The organism is Photobacterium kishitanii (assembly GCF_000613045.3).
Classification (GTDB): domain Bacteria; phylum Pseudomonadota; class Gammaproteobacteria; order Enterobacterales; family Vibrionaceae; genus Photobacterium; species Photobacterium kishitanii.
In genome coordinates, this window is the sequence record NZ_LN794352.1 from 2,983,146 (window position 1) to 2,999,923 (window position 16,778).

The 16,778-nt window shown below is 40.6% G+C and carries 13 protein-coding genes and 1 riboswitch; of the genes, 9 read left to right on the forward strand and 4 right to left on the reverse strand.

What is annotated here, in order from left to right; genetic code table 11:
* Positions 1-206: 206 nt before the first annotated feature.
* Positions 207-830 carry an FCD domain-containing protein gene (locus tag PPBDW_RS13785; protein ID WP_036796492.1) on the forward strand — a complete coding sequence of 208 codons (624 nt, stop codon included), beginning with the start codon at positions 207-209 and terminating at the stop codon, positions 828-830.
* Between the two features lie 69 nt (positions 831-899).
* On the opposite strand, the gene ilvN is transcribed toward PPBDW_RS13785, so the two are convergent.
* The 4 genes from ilvN to leuO all read right to left on the reverse strand — a co-directional run bounded on the left by ilvN (position 900) and on the right by leuO (position 6,593).
* Positions 900-1,397 (reverse strand): acetolactate synthase small subunit, encoded by a 498-nt coding sequence (gene ilvN / locus PPBDW_RS13790; RefSeq protein WP_036796156.1) that lies wholly within the window; start codon positions 1,395-1,397, stop codon positions 900-902.
* Positions 1,397-3,115: an acetolactate synthase 3 large subunit gene (locus PPBDW_RS13795; protein WP_036796158.1), complete on the reverse strand. Its 1,719-nt coding sequence runs from the start codon at positions 3,113-3,115 to the stop codon at positions 1,397-1,399. The genes ilvN and PPBDW_RS13795 overlap by 1 nt, the downstream gene beginning before the upstream one ends.
* Before the next feature lie 332 nt (positions 3,116-3,447).
* Entirely contained in the window at positions 3,448-5,271 is a 1,824-nt protein-coding gene (locus PPBDW_RS13800) for an AMP-dependent synthetase/ligase (protein ID WP_036796159.1), read from the reverse strand.
* 362 nt (positions 5,272-5,633) lie between these two features.
* A complete protein-coding gene (gene leuO, locus PPBDW_RS13805) occupies positions 5,634-6,593 on the reverse strand; it encodes a transcriptional regulator LeuO (protein ID WP_036796160.1) in 960 nt (319 codons plus the stop codon).
* An 858-nt stretch (positions 6,594-7,451) separates the two neighbouring features.
* On the opposite strand from leuO, the gene leuA reads away from it, so the two are divergent.
* The 8 genes from leuA (at position 7,452) to thiQ (ending at position 16,697) form a co-directional block, all read left to right on the forward strand.
* A complete protein-coding gene (gene leuA / locus PPBDW_RS13810; protein WP_036796161.1) occupies positions 7,452-8,993 on the forward strand; it encodes a 2-isopropylmalate synthase in 1,542 nt (513 codons plus the stop codon).
* Positions 8,994-9,036: 43 nt separating this feature from the next.
* Positions 9,037-10,125: a 3-isopropylmalate dehydrogenase gene (gene leuB / locus PPBDW_RS13815; RefSeq protein ID WP_036796163.1), complete on the forward strand. Its 1,089-nt coding sequence runs from the start codon at positions 9,037-9,039 to the stop codon at positions 10,123-10,125.
* An 11-nt stretch (positions 10,126-10,136) separates the two neighbouring features.
* The gene (gene leuC / locus PPBDW_RS13820) at positions 10,137-11,579 is read left to right on the forward strand and encodes a 3-isopropylmalate dehydratase large subunit (protein ID WP_036796164.1); all 1,443 of its coding nucleotides are present in this window, start codon (positions 10,137-10,139) and stop codon (positions 11,577-11,579) included.
* Positions 11,580-11,592: 13 nt separating this feature from the next.
* On the forward strand, positions 11,593-12,195 hold the full coding sequence (gene leuD, locus PPBDW_RS13825; protein ID WP_036796166.1) for a 3-isopropylmalate dehydratase small subunit: 603 nt from the start codon (positions 11,593-11,595) through the stop codon (positions 12,193-12,195).
* Between the two features lie 124 nt (positions 12,196-12,319).
* Positions 12,320-13,102 carry a DUF547 domain-containing protein gene (locus PPBDW_RS13830; RefSeq protein WP_036796167.1) on the forward strand — a complete coding sequence of 261 codons (783 nt, stop codon included), beginning with the start codon at positions 12,320-12,322 and terminating at the stop codon, positions 13,100-13,102.
* A 28-nt stretch (positions 13,103-13,130) separates the two neighbouring features.
* Positions 13,131-13,247: riboswitch (TPP riboswitch) on the forward strand.
* Between the two features lie 143 nt (positions 13,248-13,390).
* Complete coding sequence (thiB, locus tag PPBDW_RS13835) at positions 13,391-14,353, forward strand: thiamine ABC transporter substrate binding subunit (RefSeq protein WP_054262113.1); 963 nt, start codon at positions 13,391-13,393, stop codon at positions 14,351-14,353.
* A 12-nt stretch (positions 14,354-14,365) separates the two neighbouring features.
* The gene (thiP, locus tag PPBDW_RS13840) at positions 14,366-15,973 is read left to right on the forward strand and encodes a thiamine/thiamine pyrophosphate ABC transporter permease ThiP (protein WP_036796170.1); all 1,608 of its coding nucleotides are present in this window, start codon (positions 14,366-14,368) and stop codon (positions 15,971-15,973) included.
* Entirely contained in the window at positions 15,966-16,697 is a 732-nt protein-coding gene (gene thiQ / locus PPBDW_RS13845) for a thiamine ABC transporter ATP-binding protein (RefSeq protein WP_036796171.1), read from the forward strand. The genes thiP and thiQ overlap by 8 nt, the downstream gene beginning before the upstream one ends.
* Positions 16,698-16,778 lie beyond the last annotated feature (81 nt).

The window sequence follows — 16,778 nt, forward strand, 5'->3', positions numbered from 1 at the left end:
ATCATCACATTCATACTACAAATCCATTTTAATCATTGCTTATCTGCTTCTTTAATGTTTAAGCAATAAACAAAGCCAGTTATACTCCTTGTCAATAGATACTGATACATCAATAACCGCTACCAAAGGTTATGCCTGTATGATGTCGAATAAATATAACAACAAAGAGGGAAACTGTGTCCAGTCCTACGCAAACCAATAAAATCATGGAGGTCATACGACAAGATATTTTGCTTGGCAAATTGACTCCCGGACAAAAACTTGTTGTTGCCGATTTGAAAGAACATTACCAAATTGGTGCATCCCCTATTCGTGAAGCATTAGTCCAATTATCGTGGAAAAAGTATGTTAAATTTGCTCCCCAAAAAGGTTGCTGGGTAGCGCCAGTTTCAGTGGAAGAATTAACTGATCTATTTAATGCTCATCAATTAATCTCACATGAATTATTAAAAAAAGCGATTTTGCAGGGTGATGAGGCTTGGGAACTCAATATTCTCACTAGCTACCATAAATTAAGTCGCCTTAATCCTACATCTGATGATGCTGATCTCTCAGAGTGGGAACAACGTCATGGTGATTTTCATATTGCTATTTTATCTGGTAGTAATTCGCCAGTGTTGCTTGATCTTTACCTTGATATTTATGATCAACTAAAACGTTATCGTCATATTTGGCTAAGTCAATCTCGTGATAGCGAAAATCGTTATAGTGATGCTGGTGAGCATGAGGCGTTAATGAAAGCAGTATTAGATCGTGATATTGAACTTGCGCAAACAATCATGAATAATCACTCAAAAAATGCGGTTAGCTCGGTCAGTCCTTATCTCTAGTTTTACTAAGCTAATGACATAACAAAACCCATGACACCTAGATGGCATGGGTTTTTGTTTGCAACAGAATTATACTTTTAAAGCCCGTTCACCACGAGCAAGACCAACGATACCACTACGCGCAACTTCAATAATTTCAGTTGCCTCACCTACCGCTGCTAAAAACGCATCTAACTTTTCACCGGTTCCTGTTAATTGAATGGTATAAATCTTACTGGTAACATCAACAATTAAGCCTCGGAATATATCCGCAGTACGTTTTACTTCTGCACGCGCAAAACCACTAGCCTTAACTTTTACCAGCATCAACTCCCGCTCAATATGATCAGATTCAGTAACGTTACTTACCTTTAAAATATCAATTAATTTATGAAGTTGCTTCTCAATTTGTTCATAAGCAGCCTCATCTTGAACCTGAGTGGTGATATTTAACCGTGATAAGGTTGGATCATCAGTTGGTGCAACAGTTAATGACTCAATGTTATAACCACGCTGAGAAAATAGTCCCACCACACGAGAAAGCGCACCGGGCTGATTTTCAAGTAATACTGAAATAATTCTACGCATTAAGTTCGCTCCGTCTTGCTTAACCACATATCACTCATCGCCCCACCACGGATCAACATTGGGTATACATGCTCAGTTTCATCCACACTAATATCAATAAAGACTAATTTATCTTTCAGTGCCAGTGCTTGCTCTAGTTGCTGATCCAACAACTTTGGATCAGAAATACGGACACCAACATGACCATATGCTTCTGCAATTGCAGCAAAATCAGGCACAGAATCCATGTAAGACTGAGAGTGGCGCCCCTGATAAATCATATCCTGCCATTGTTTTACCATTCCAAGAAAACGATTATTAAGATTAATAATTTTTACCGGAATATCGTATTGCAATGCTGTAGAAAGCTCTTGAATATTCATTTGAATACTACCATCGCCAGTTACACACACCACTTCTGCATCAGGTAATGCAAACTTAACCCCCATCGCCGCAGGCAAACCAAAGCCCATGGTGCCAAGACCACCAGAATTAATCCAACGACGCGGTTTATCAAATGGATAATACAAAGCAGCAAACATTTGATGTTGACCAACATCAGAAGTGACATATGCATCACCATCTGTGAGGCGATACAAGGATTCAATCACCTGTTGTGGCTTAATACGTCCACTAGTAGTGTCATAACGAAGGCATTGGCGTTGACGCCAAGTTGTTATTTGTTGCCACCACGGCTGTAATAAGGCTTGATTCGCATTGCTATCTTGCTCATTAATCAGCTTTAGCATGCTGATGAGAACGGTTTCAGCAGAACCAACAATCGGTATATCAACAGCCACGGTTTTCGATATCGATGATGGATCAATATCTATATGCATAATGGTGGCATTAGGGCAGTATTTCTCAAGGTTATTAGTGGTGCGATCATCAAATCGAACCCCAACACCAAAAATCAAATCAGCATTATGCATTGCCATATTGGCTTCATAAGTGCCATGCATCCCCAACATACCTAAACATTTTTCATGCGTTCCCGGAAAAGCACCAAGCCCCATTAGCGTATTTACCACCGGAATATTTAAGCTTTCAGCTAAGGTCATTAGTTGCTCACTGCAACTTGACATAATCGCACCGCCACCCACATAAAGCACTGGTTGTTTCGCCACTAATAAAGCTTTAACACCACGCTTAATCTGACCTTTGTGGCCTTGCGTAGTTGGGTTATATGAACGTAATGCAATCGATTGAGGATATTGATATGGATAGGTTTCTGCAGGATTAAGCATATCTTTAGGAATATCGACCACAACGGGCCCTGGGCGGCCACTAGCAGCGATATAAAAGGCTTTTTTGATAATAGTGGGGATATCTTCAGGTTTAGTAACTAGGAAGCTATGCTTTACGACAGGTCGCGAAATACCAACCATATCACACTCTTGAAAAGCATCATTACCAATCAGATTACTCATCACTTGGCCAGACAGTACCACTAATGGGATCGAGTCCATATAAGCGGTAGCAATACCAGTAATAGCATTGGTTGCACCAGGTCCAGAGGTTACCAGTACAACACCAACCTCACCTGTCGCTCGAGCATAGCCATCAGCCATGTGCACTGCTGCTTGCTCATGACGCACAAGTACATGTTCAATATCGCTTTTTTCATGCAGTGCATCATAAATATCAAGTACTGAACCTCCGGGATAACCGAAGATATGCTTAACGCCTTGATCGATCATTGAACGAACGATCATATCTGCGCCAGACAACATTTCCATATTTTGTCTCCAGATCGATGAAACATAGTTAGGGCTTATTTTTAGCCTAATAAAAAACATGACTAAGCATGCTATGTTTATCACAGTTGTAATAACAACTATAAATAACTGCAACAACCTTAACGCTTTTGCAGCATTCATTACTAGAGCAAAATGGGAGTTTACGGTTTTTATCTATCGCGGTTGAAATTAGTAATGCTTTATATAACTATTTATTAGCGCACTACTACCAACCACTATTATTCAATAATAAATTAGTACATATCACTGTGTAATAGCCATAAAAAAAGAAGCCAATAAGGCTTCTTTCTTAAATGTAAGCAAAAAACGGCTTAGTCGTCTTTTTGTTGGGCTTTTTTGTGGCTTTCTTCGTACATATGTTCAATTTCTTTATGGTAACGATCTTGAATCACTTTACGACGCAATTTTTGCGTTGGTGTTAGTTCACCTTTATCCATCGAAAACGATTTTGGTAATAAGGTGAATTTTTTCACTTGCTCAAAACGGGCTAAATCTTTTTGTAGCTCAACAACACGTTTTTCAATTAACTCCACAATTTGGCTATGTTTAACCAATTCTATGCGGTCTTTATATTTTATATTCAACTCGCGAGCATGCTCTTCTAATGTTTCAAAGCATGGCACAATCAACGCCGAGACAAATTTACGGGTATCTGCAATTACTGCAATTTGTTCAATCAGGTGATCTTTACCGATCGCACCTTCAATCACTTGTGGTGCAATATATTTACCACCCGAAGTTTTCATTAATTCTTTAATACGATCAGTAATAAACAAGTTACCTTGTTCATCAATATAACCCGCATCACCCGTTTTTAGAAAACCATCTTCAGTAAAGTTATTGGCGGTTTCTTCCGGCATATTATAATAGCCACGCATAACCATTGGGCCGCGAACTAAAATTTCATTATCTGTACCAATTTTAACTTCAGCCCCCGGCATCGGCATACCGATAGAGTCGGGATTAAAACAACGATCATCCCAACAAGATACTGTCGCGGTTGTTTCTGTCATGCCATAGCCTAACTTAACGTTAACCCCCATCGCATGGAAAAAACGCCCAATGCCCGCATCTAACTTAGCACCGCCACATGGCATACATTTAATGTTACCACCAAGCACTGCGCGAAGCTTAGATAGCACGACTTTATCAGCAAGGTTATAGCTCTTTTTTAATAACCATGATGGTTCACGGCATTGCTGACGAGCAAGTGACATTCTTGCTCCCATATTCACCGCCCAAGTAAAAATGATCTTACGGTGAATCGGCGCTCGAGACACTTTCTCATGCACACCTGAATATATTTTTTCATACACTCGTGGCACAGCTGACATGTAGTTAGGCTTAACCGTCACTAATGCTTCTTTAAGCTTATTAGTATCAGCTAGATAGCAGTTAACCACGCCACGGTGTAACACATAAAATGTCCAAGCACGCTCAAACACATGTGATAAAGGTAAGAAACACAGTGAAGTATCACCTTCATCTAATGCTAGTCGTTCATCATGGGCAATAATTTGTGAAGCGACATTAGCATAATCAAGCATCACCCCTTTTGGCGTACCTGTCGTACCTGAGGTATAAATTAGCGTCAATAAATCATCCATCGCTAAATCACCAAGGCGCACATCAAGCTCTGATTGATGTTCTGAGGTGGCGGTCTTTAAAAAATCCACATAATGGCAAACTAAAGGATGTTGAGGTAACTCAATATCATCGGTTAACGCGACAATAAGTTCTAAACCTGGACACTGATCAGCAATAGAAACCGCAGCATTTAACTGAGCTTGCTCACCAACAAACAATACTTTTACTTTGGCATCATTAATAATATATGCCGCTTGCTGAGGCGTATTAGTTGGATAAATAGGAACCGTAACACAACGGTTATATAACGAGGCAAAATCAGCAACGGTCCAACGAGGCATATTATTAGCAAAGATACCGACTTTATCTTGTACTGCTAAACCTTGATTTAACAATGCCAAAGCCAATTGTTGAATTTTTTCACCAAAATTATTCCAGCTAATATCTTGCCATTCACCATCAACTTGATGACGTAAAGCAGGACTGTCGCCTAAGCGCGCAATTTGCTGACGAATACGGTGAACAATATGGAAATCATGTTGTGCCATAAGTACTCTGTTTTTTTAGCTTACACTTGTAAGCTTATTTGAGAGGTGCAGTCTACAATTCAGTCTTTGAAAAGCCAACTATAATGCATATTAAATTATAGTTTCTAATGATCCACATCACTCTATACCTGCTTACTTATTGTCTTCAATAACTTTTTAAGTAAACAGTAAAAGTGTAAGAATCTATAAATAACATGCCCCCATAACAGAAAAAATCTGTGTGGAAATACGAGTATTAAATATCACCGCTAAAAACACCGTTACGTTAGCCATTTAAATGCTCTCGTCAGCCGATATAATTTTATTTAGCCAATAAAAAAGCCAGCGTTTAAGCTGGCCTTATGGTATCGCTATATCAACTATTAGCTGGTCAGATCACCACAAATAGCCATTAACTGATCACGCATCCAAATATTACCTTTATCTTTCTGCGTTGATTCATGCCAGCTCAGATAGCCAGTGATCTTAGCATTAGCAAATGGGAGCGGTAATACTTTAATTTGTAAGTTTTCAGCTGATGCTTCAGCTAACCAACGAGGGGCAACGGCAATCAATTCAGATTGACTTACTACAAACATAATATCGTTTAGACTTGCACCTTGATAAGCATCCTGACAATTTGCTGCACTGTGATTATAAATATCATCAGCAAACATTTTCACATCCGATACAGATTTCAGTACCGCATGCATTTCAGTGTTAAACTCATCAGCAGAAATGCTGTCACTAATACGAGGATGATCGTTAGCGACAATAGCAACTAACTCATCGCAAAATAACTCTGTACTACAGAAACCATCTTCATCAAATCGTGCATAATCAATCACAAAATCAACTTCCTGATAACGCATTTTTTGTGGTAATTCTGCGTCTAATTCTGCTTCTAATTGCAATTGAATATTCGGTGCTTGTTCGCGCATCGTCGATAACACTGTCGGTGCAAAACGCATATCTGAAGGGCTACAAATTGCGAGTTTAAAAGTGCGGCTTGATGTTAATGGCGCAAAAATAGAACACGGTAATTCATTTTTTACCAACTGTAATGCTTGGCGTAATGGACCAAACAATTGTTTAGCACGTTGCGTTGGTTGAATGCCACGACCATGACGAATAAATAGTTCATCATTAAACATCACTTTTAAACGCGCAACAGCATTACTTACTGCTGGTTGCGACATGCCTAAATTTTGCGCTGCACGAGTGATATTTTGCTCCTGCATAACCGCATCAAAAACAGTCAATAAATTAAGATCTACACTGCGTAATGTTGATTCCATACTATAATTATCAACAGCAGAAACTGAAGTAGTTGTTCGGCTCATGGTATACCTCTAAAATTTAATTATTATTGGTGCATCGCAATGCCATACTAACTTAGACATTATTTTTACTGTCTACAGTGTCTGCTTTAGATGCCCTTGTTGGGATACGATAAGTATCAACCATATAGATTGATGAAACTAATAATAGAAAATAAGACAATATGAACAGTCACTTATTTAATTATAATTCAGAAAAATAAAACCATAAAAATCAACAGATTAATAACATATAGAGATAAAATTAATTTAATATAAATAAAACAAACGTTAATAAAATAAGATAAAATAGTATTTTAATTTCAAAGATTATCATTTATTTTCAAATTAAAATTCACAATGAGAATATTATATACTTATTATATATTTAAATTTTGTATATATTATCAGGTAAATATTATTGATGTATAAATATAATAACTAGAAACAATTATTATTTTTAATAATGGTTTCTAGTTCTATAACTAATTATATTATTAATAATTGTCATTCAATTTATTTTTTAAAGTTAGTAACGACTCACACTTAGCCTCTACAACCCGCTTTTTGATCTTTTTTAGCCCCCCTTACTGACTAAAAGTACAAAAAAAACACAACTTTTGGTTGACCTATAGCCTGTCTATTTGATATTCATTTGTTAACTGAATTTATTGAAGTCTTTAATAAAATGAAAACACGTTTCTCTATCCTCTTAGCGCTCCTCCTTATCGTGACATAATCACGCGGGTTGCTATCGAGTGGGAAACACCACCAAAGATTTCAAAACCCGCGCAACCAAGCGCGGGTTTTTTCATATTTTGACCAGCGCAAGTGAATGCGGAACTCAGCCTTATATCGGCTTATATTTAAAAGGATGTCACTATGAAAGATCAGGTCATTATTTTTGATACAACCTTGCGTGATGGCGAGCAAGCATTATCAGCCAGCTTAACGGTTAAAGAAAAATTGCAAATAGCCTATGCACTTGAACGGTTAGGCGTCGATGTTATCGAGGCTGGTTTTCCAGTCTCGTCCCCCGGTGATTTTGAGTCAGTACAGACTATTGCTAAACACATTAAACATAGCCGAATCTGTGCGCTTGCTCGTGCTGTCGAAAAAGACATTGATGTTGCAGCTGAATCATTAAAAGTCGCAGAAGCATTTCGTATTCATACCTTTATTTCAACCTCAACGGTTCATGTACAAGATAAATTGCGCCGTAGCTATGATGATGTCATTGAAATGGGTATTGCGGCGGTAAAACGCGCACGAAAATATACCGATGATGTCGAATTCTCATGTGAAGATGCGGGACGAACACCAATAGATAACCTATGCCGTATGGTCGAGGCCGCGATTAAAGCTGGCGCTAATACTATTAATATTCCTGATACTGTTGGTTATACCCTTCCAAGTGAGTTTGGCGGCATTATCAGCCAACTGTTTGATCGCGTACCTAATATCGATAAAGCCGTCATTTCCGTTCACTGCCATGATGATCTAGGCATGTCAGTTGCTAATTCAATGGCAGCGATTCAAGCAGGGGCTCGTCAAGTTGAAGGCACAATAAATGGTCTTGGTGAGCGAGCAGGAAACTGCGCCCTCGAAGAAATTGCGATGATCATTAAAACCCGCCAATCACTATTAGGGGTGCATACTAATATCAAACATAGCGAGATCCATCGCACCAGCAAAATGGTCAGTCAGCTATGTAATATGCCGATTCAAGCTAATAAAGCGATAGTCGGAGGCAATGCTTTTAGCCACTCTTCCGGTATTCATCAAGACGGCATGCTGAAAAATAAAAATACCTACGAAATCATGACCCCCAATTCGATCGGTCTTAAGAATCAAGCGCTAAATCTTACTAGTCGCTCAGGCCGAGCTGCCGTTAAAAGCCATATGGATACCCTTGGCTATACCGAACATGAATACGATCTAGATAAACTTTACGCTGATTTTCTTAAATTGGCAGATCGTAAAGGCCAAGTATTTGATTACGATCTAGAAGCATTAATGCATTTTGCGAACCTGCGCGATGAAGATGACTTTTTCAAAATAAACTATTTGAGCGTGCAATCTGGCAGTGTAATGGCAACCACTAGCATTAAACTTCAATGTGGTGCAGAAGAAAAGTGTGAAGCTGCCGTCGGCAATGGTCCGGTTGATGCGCTTTATCAATGTATCTATCGTCTAACAGGTTATGAGATTGTATTAGATAAATTTGATCTTACTGCCAAAGGCGAAGGTGAAGATGGTTTAGGACAAGCGGATATCATTGCTAATTACAAGGGTCGTAAATACCACGGCACCGGTCTAGCGACTGATATTGTTGAAGCGTCAGGTCAGGCTCTGATCCATGTTATCAATAGTATTCATCGTGCCGATCAAATCGCGACTATCAAACAACAAAATAGCCAATAACTTATTCGATTTTATTTTTAGTACATTACGGAGAGCATCCACCATGGCAGGTTCATATAATATAGCGGTACTACCCGGTGACGGTATTGGCCCAGAAGTAATGCAACAAGCACACAAAGTATTGGCTGCGGTGCAACAGCAGTTTGATATTACTCTTCATTGTCATCAGTTCGATGTTGGTGGTATTGCGATTGATAATCATGGTTGTCCATTACCCGCCATCACTTTAAAAGGCTGTGAAGCAGCAGATGCAGTGCTATTTGGCTCTGTTGGTGGCCCTAAATGGGAACACCTTGCACCAAATGATCAACCTGAACGCGGTGCTTTACTTCCATTGCGTAAGCACTTTCAATTGTTTTGTAATCTACGTCCGGCACAAATTCATCGTGGCTTAGAACGCTTTTCACCGCTGCGTGCTGATATTTCTGAGCGTGGCTTTGATATTGCCGTCGTGCGTGAATTAACTGGCGGTATTTACTTCGGGCTACCAAAAGGCCGTGAAGGTGAAGGCGCTCAAGAAAAAGCGTTTGATACTGAAATTTATCATCGTTATGAAATTGAGCGGATTGCTAAAATTGCTTTTGAATCAGCTCAGTTACGCCGTAAAAAAGTATGCTCAATTGATAAAGCCAACGTCCTACAAAGTTCTATTTTATGGCGCGAAGTTGTTGAAGAAGTCGCTCTGGGTTACCCCGATGTTAGCTTAACCCATATGTACATTGATAATGCCACTATGCAGTTAATCAAAGATCCATCGCAGTTTGATGTCATGCTATGTTCAAATATTTTTGGCGATATTATTTCCGATGAGTGTGCAATGATCACCGGTTCTATGGGGATGTTGCCATCAGCAAGTTTAAACCAACAAAAGTTTGGTATGTATGAACCAGCAGGCGGTTCAGCACCTGATATTGCAGGTAAAAATATCGCCAACCCAATTGCACAGATTTTATCAGCAGCCTTAATGCTACGTTACAGTCTTGGTGAAGAAGATGCCGCCCGCGCAATAGAAAGGGCTGTCGCACAAGCATTAGAAGCCGGTGAGCTCACGGCTGATTTAGCTGGTAATGGCACCGCCCTAACCACCAGCGAAATGGGTGACAAAATCGCAGCCTATATTCAACACGCATAAGGATTAGCATAATGTCGAATAATACAACTTCGCCAGCAACCCCAGCCAAGACACTTTATCAAAAAGTTTATGATGCTCATGTCGTTGTTGCTGCTGCTGGCGAAAACCCGATTTTGTATATCGATCGCCATTTAGTGCATGAGGTGACTTCACCACAAGCATTTGATGGCCTTCGCGAGCAAGGCCGTCAAGTACGCCAAGTTAATAAAACTTTTGCCACAATGGATCATAACGTTTCAACTCAAACCAAAGACATTAATGCCTCTGGTGAAATGGCACGTATCCAAATGGAAACGTTAGCTAAAAACTGTGCTGATTTCGGAGTGACGTTATACGATCTTAACCATAAATATCAGGGAATTGTCCATGTAATGGGGCCAGAACTCGGCATTACCTTACCAGGAATGACCATTGTTTGTGGTGACTCACACACTGCTACTCATGGCGCTTTTGGTGCGCTTGCGTTTGGTATTGGTACCTCTGAAGTTGAGCATGTATTAGCGACTCAAACCCTGAAACAATCACGTGCTAAAACCATGAAGATTGAAGTTAAGGGTAAAGTGACGGCAGGTATTACCGCCAAAGATATTGTATTGGCAATAATAGGTAAAACCACGGCTGCCGGTGGTACTGGGTATGTGGTCGAGTTTTGTGGTGAGGCAATCACTGATTTATCGATGGAAGGTCGCATGACCGTGTGTAATATGGCGATCGAGCTTGGCGCTAAAGCGGGATTAATTGCACCAGATCAAACCACCTTTGATTACATTAAAGAGCGTAAGTTTGCACCTAAAGGCGCTAATTTTGATGCTGCGGTGAAATATTGGCGTTCATTAAAGTCTGATCCTGAGGCAACGTTTGATGCTGTCGTGACCCTTGATGCTAAAGAGATTAAACCACAAGTCACATGGGGTACCAATCCAGGCCAAGTAATCGCCGTTGATGAGCCGATCCCTACACCTGAAAGTTTTACAGATCCTGTCGAGCAAACATCCGCTAAAAAAGCGTTAGCATATATGGGATTAGAAGCGCAAAAGTCATTATCTGATTACGCAGTTGATAAAGTATTTATTGGCTCTTGTACTAACTCTCGTATTGAAGATATGCGTGCTGCTGCTGCGATAGCGAAAGGGCGTAAAGTTGCGGCGCATGTGCAAGCATTAGTGGTACCCGGCTCTGAGCAAGTCAAAGCCCAAGCCGAGCAAGAAGGGTTAGATAAGATCTTTATTGAAGCAGGCTTTGAGTGGCGGCTACCGGGTTGTTCAATGTGCCTCGCCATGAACAACGATCGCTTAGGCCCAGGTGAACGTTGTGCATCGACCAGCAACCGTAACTTTGAAGGTCGTCAAGGCCGTGATGGTCGAACTCACTTAGTAAGCCCAGCAATGGCAGCAGCGGCGGCATGTGCTGGTCACTTTGTAGATATTCGCCAACTTGAACCCGTATCGGCATAATAAGGACATAACTATGACAGGTTTTACCCAACATACTGGATTGGTAGTGCCATTAAATACCGCCAACATTGATACCGATGCTATTATTCCAAAACAATTTTTACAAAAAGTCACCCGTACTGGTTTTGGACAACACTTATTTCATGATTGGCGCTTTTTAGATGATGCCGGTCAACAGCCTAATCCAGATTTCGTCATGAATGCACCACGTTACCAAGGCGCTACCATTTTACTCGCCCGTGAAAATTTTGGTTGTGGTTCATCACGGGAACATGCACCGTGGGCACTGGCTGATTACGGTATTAAAGTGATGATCGCACCCAGTTTTGCGGATATTTTTTATGGTAATTCAATCAATAACCAAATGATCCCAGTACGCTTAACTGAGCAACAAATTGATGAATTATTTAACTATATAGAGGCAACTGTTGGGGCTGAGATCACCGTTGATCTGGAAGCTATGACAGTATTTGCCAACGGCAAACAATACCCATTTGAGATTGATGAGTTTCGACGTCACTGTCTATTAAACGGATTAGATAACATTGGCTTAACGCTACAACATCAAGCAAAAATTGCTGAATACGAAGCGAATATTCCAACTTTCCTTGCTTAAATAACCTGCGCAATAAAACGCCTGTAATAATCAGGCGTTTGTTCCTAAAATTACTATCAACCCTGTAATAAACTAAGACTTATAGCGGTCTTGGTAGTTATCATATCTCTATAATTGGTTACTTATGCGCATTGTTTTAAGCTTACTATGTATTTTATGGTCAATGAATATTTTCGCAGCACCAAAGGCAGATCTTTTACCTTATTGGCAGGATCAGCTTGCCACTGATCAACGTCAAATAAATCATCACCAATGGCAACAGTTATTGGATAAATATCTCGTCGTACAACCTCAACAAACACTCTTTCGTTATGGTGATGTCACCACCGCAGACAAACAACAATTAAGTAATTATATCAAGCAACTAAGCGATCTTGACCCACGTCAATATAATCGTAATGTCCAATTTAGTTATTGGGTTAATCTTTATAATGCGCTGACAGTGCAATTGATCATTAATAATTATCCAATCACTTCTATCACTAAACTTGGTGGCTTTTTTAGTTTTGGACCATGGGATCAACCTATAGTGACGATCAACAATAAAACGCTTAGTCTTAATGATATAGAACACCGAATATTACGTCCGATCTGGCGCGATCCTCGTATTCATTATGCGGTTAATTGTGCCAGTTTAGGCTGCCCTGATTTACTACCACAAGTATTTGACAGCCAGCAATTAAATCATCAACTCGATGCTGCTGCGAGCAGGTTTATTAATAGTCCTAAAGGGGTACGTACCAACTCAACCCAAACCACTTTATCGTCAATTTATGATTGGTATAGTGCCGACTTTGGTAATCAACAGGCTTTATTGCAGCATATAAATCATTATCGTGTGCATAAAAAAATCACTGCTAAGAACATCAAATTTGATTACAACTGGTTGTTAAATAGGAAGCTATAACTTAACGTCTATTACAGGTACAATACTCGTGTTCTCATTGGGGAGCCGTTAGGCTGAGATTGTTGTTATGACCTTGATTGGTATAGCAGAACCCATTGAACCTGAACCAGGTAATGCTGGCGTAGGAATTGAGAAACGCATGGGTATTTCGCTCATGTAAATCTGCTATTACAGCATGATGCTTCCCCTCTCAACCCTGTGCCGCTCTCTCTTTTTATTTTGTTTGCAGGATGTAAACATCAGGAGCGCATAGTGAAAATCAGTTATACACTTTTACCGTTAATTTCAATGTCGTTACTCTCCAGCAACGCCTTCGCCGCCGATAATACTCTTAATGTTTATACCTACAGTTCGTTTTCGTCTGAATGGGGACCGGGGCCTATCATTAAAAAAGCCTTTGAAGCGCAATGTAATGGCTGTAAGGTTAACTTTGTCTCTTTAGAAGATGGCGTATCAATTCTTAACCGTGTTCGCCTTGAAGGCAGCCGCAGCCAAGCCGACATTCTGCTCGGGTTAGATAACAATCTCATGACTGAAGCCAAGCAAACAGGGCTATTAGCCAAGCAGCATGTTGATCTTAGTAAATTAACGCTACCTAAAGGCTGGCATGACGACACCTTTATTCCCTACGATTATGGCTATTTTGCGTTTGTTTATGACAGCACCAAATTACCCAACCCACCAACAAGTTTAAAAGCACTGGTTAATGATCAAAACATCAGTGTGATCTATCAAGATCCCCGCACCTCAACTCCAGGTCAAGGGCTAATGTTATGGATGAAATCAGTTTATGGTGATAAAGCTGCCGCTGCATGGCAACAATTAGCCAAACACACAGTTACCGTTACTAAAGGCTGGTCAGAAGCTTACAGCATGTTCCTTGATGGTGAAGCAGATATGGTATTGTCATACACCACCTCGCCGGCCTATCACATCATTGAAGAGCACAAGACCCAATATAAGGCGGCTAACTTCAAAGAAGGTCATTACATGCAAGTTGAAGTGGCGGCTAAAATGAAAAATAGCCCTCATCCTAAACTTGCTGATCAATTTATGCAGTTCATCGTCAGTGATGACTTTCAATCTCAAATTGCCACTCATAACTGGATGTATCCGGTGACTAAGCAGCCATTGCCAGCAGCATTTAAACAATTAACTGTACCTGATAAAGCATTAGAATTTAGTGCAGATGAAGTTGCTCATAAGCGTAAAGCATGGATTCGAGAGTGGCAGCAAGCGCTGACCCAATAATGGCATAGAGCTGTGAATAAACGTGTAACTCAACTACTGCCTGGGCTATCTAGTGCTGGGCTTATTCTATTACTGGTGACCGCCGCGATCACCAGTCTTATTATCCATGCAGGTCAATGGCAACTAAGTAGCTTATGGCATGACCCCTATTTACGTCACGTTACACGGTTTAGTTTTTACCAAGCTTTACTGTCAACATTACTCAGCATAATCCCCGCAATTGCGATTGCTTACGCATTATCACGACGTAATTTTATTGGCAAACAACTGTTACTACGTTTGTTTGCAATGACCTTAGTCATGCCAGTATTAGTAGCGGTATTTGGTCTATTAGCTATCTACGGTAAAAGTGGGATCATTAGTCATGGACTAAGCCTGCTTGGATTACCTCGGCTCAATATTTATGGTTTAAGCGGGATTTTACTGGCGCATGTTTTTCTCAATTTACCCTTAGCGGTACGGTTCTTACTCCAAAGTTTAGAAGCGATTCCCCATGAACAACATCAATTAGCAGCCCATTTAGGCATTAGTGGTTGGCATAAATTTAAACTTGTTGCTTGGCCACGATTACGCCAACAATTACCTCATGTCGCTGGACTCATTTTCATGCTGTGTTTTACCAGTTTTGCGGTGATTATGTCCCTAGGGGGAGGCCCTAAATCAACCACCATTGAACTGGCTATTTATCAAGCGATTCGCTACGACTTCGATCTTGCAACTGGTGCTATTTTAGCCCTGTGGCAAATGTTACTTTGTGGTGGATTAGTATTACTCAGCCACCGTTTTGCTAAACCATTAGCAACATTTAGTGCATCAGTTGGTAAAAACGTGGTGAATTATCAAGATAATTGGCGCGCCAAATGTTGGGATTGGAGTTGGATAATTGGGGCAATATTACTAGTAATTCCACCCATTATCGCGGTCTTTATTGCGGGTTTAAATCGCCAATTACCACAGTTATTGCAACAACCAGCACTCTGGCACGCAGTGGCTAATTCACTCAAAATTGCCGTGATGGCGTGTGGTTTAGCATTTGTATTTGGGGTGATGATCTTACTAGCTAGTCGGCAGTTACGATTAACGAAACAACGCTTTGGCGCTGATAGTATCGAAATGATCGGTACCATCATTTTAGTCACACCTGGGCTGGTATTAAGTACTGGGATCTTCTTACTATTACGTCAATATACCGATGTCTATGGCAGCGCATTTTGGGTCGTAGTGGGAGTGAATACATTAATGGCATTGCCTTATGTAATAAAGACCCTCAGTCAACCAATGCTCCATATTGCCCAGCAGTACAACCTCTTATGCCATAGTTTAGGAATGAATGGCTGGTCACGATTACGACTGGTCGAATGGCGAGCCCTACGTCGACCTATCGCACAAGCATTGGCGATCAGTTTGGTGCTTTCTCTCGGCGATCTCGGTGCTATCGCTTTATTTGGCAGTCAAGATTTCCAAACACTGCCACTGTATTTATTTCAATTAATGGGTAGCTACCGTATGGATGGTGCTGCTGTGGCGGCATTATTATTGTTATTACTCAGTTTAGGCTTATTCAGTGCCATTGAATACTGCTTCCAACCTCGGCGTACCAAAGGTAAACACCATGCTTGATGTAAACCAATTACGTTATACCTACCAACCTCAACACCTGCATGAACACCCAATGCCGTTAAGCTTTAACTTTACGCTCCAACAAGGTGATATTGCAGCGCTGATTGGTCCAAGTGGTGCCGGAAAAAGTACCTTATTAGCCCTTATTGCTGGTTTTTTACAACCTGATAGCGGCGATATCAGTATCCACCAGCAATCCATTATTATGCAGGATCCAGCCCAACGTCCATTATCAATGTTATTTCAAGAGCACAATTTATTTCCACATTTGACGGTGTACGAAAATATCGCCTTAGGGGTTGATCCACGTCTTAAACTAAACGCACACCAGCAACAACAGGTACATGATGCTGCCGCTAAGGTCGGGCTCGATTCATATTTAGCTCGTCTACCAGAACAACTGTCTGGGGGACAACGCCAACGGGTAGCGCTCGCACGCTGTCTTATTCGTCAACGTCCGCTACTATTACTCGACGAACCGTTCTCTGCCCTAGATCCAGCACTGCGTAATGATATGCTCAAGTTAGTCCAACAATTGGCACAACAGCAAGCCATCACAGTGTTAATGATCACTCATAGTCCTGATGATGCGAAAAAAATCGCTAATAAATGTATCTTTGTTGATAACGGCGAAGTTAAAGTATTTGGCGACACTGACAAATTACTAAACCAGCCACAACAAGCTGATTTACGTCATTATCTTGGATTAGACACGCCACAGTAGCAGCCCCAAAATAAAGGCGAGCTCTTGGCATTATCAGCCAAGAGCTCGCCTTATGTCGTTTAAATAATCAATAAAATCGCC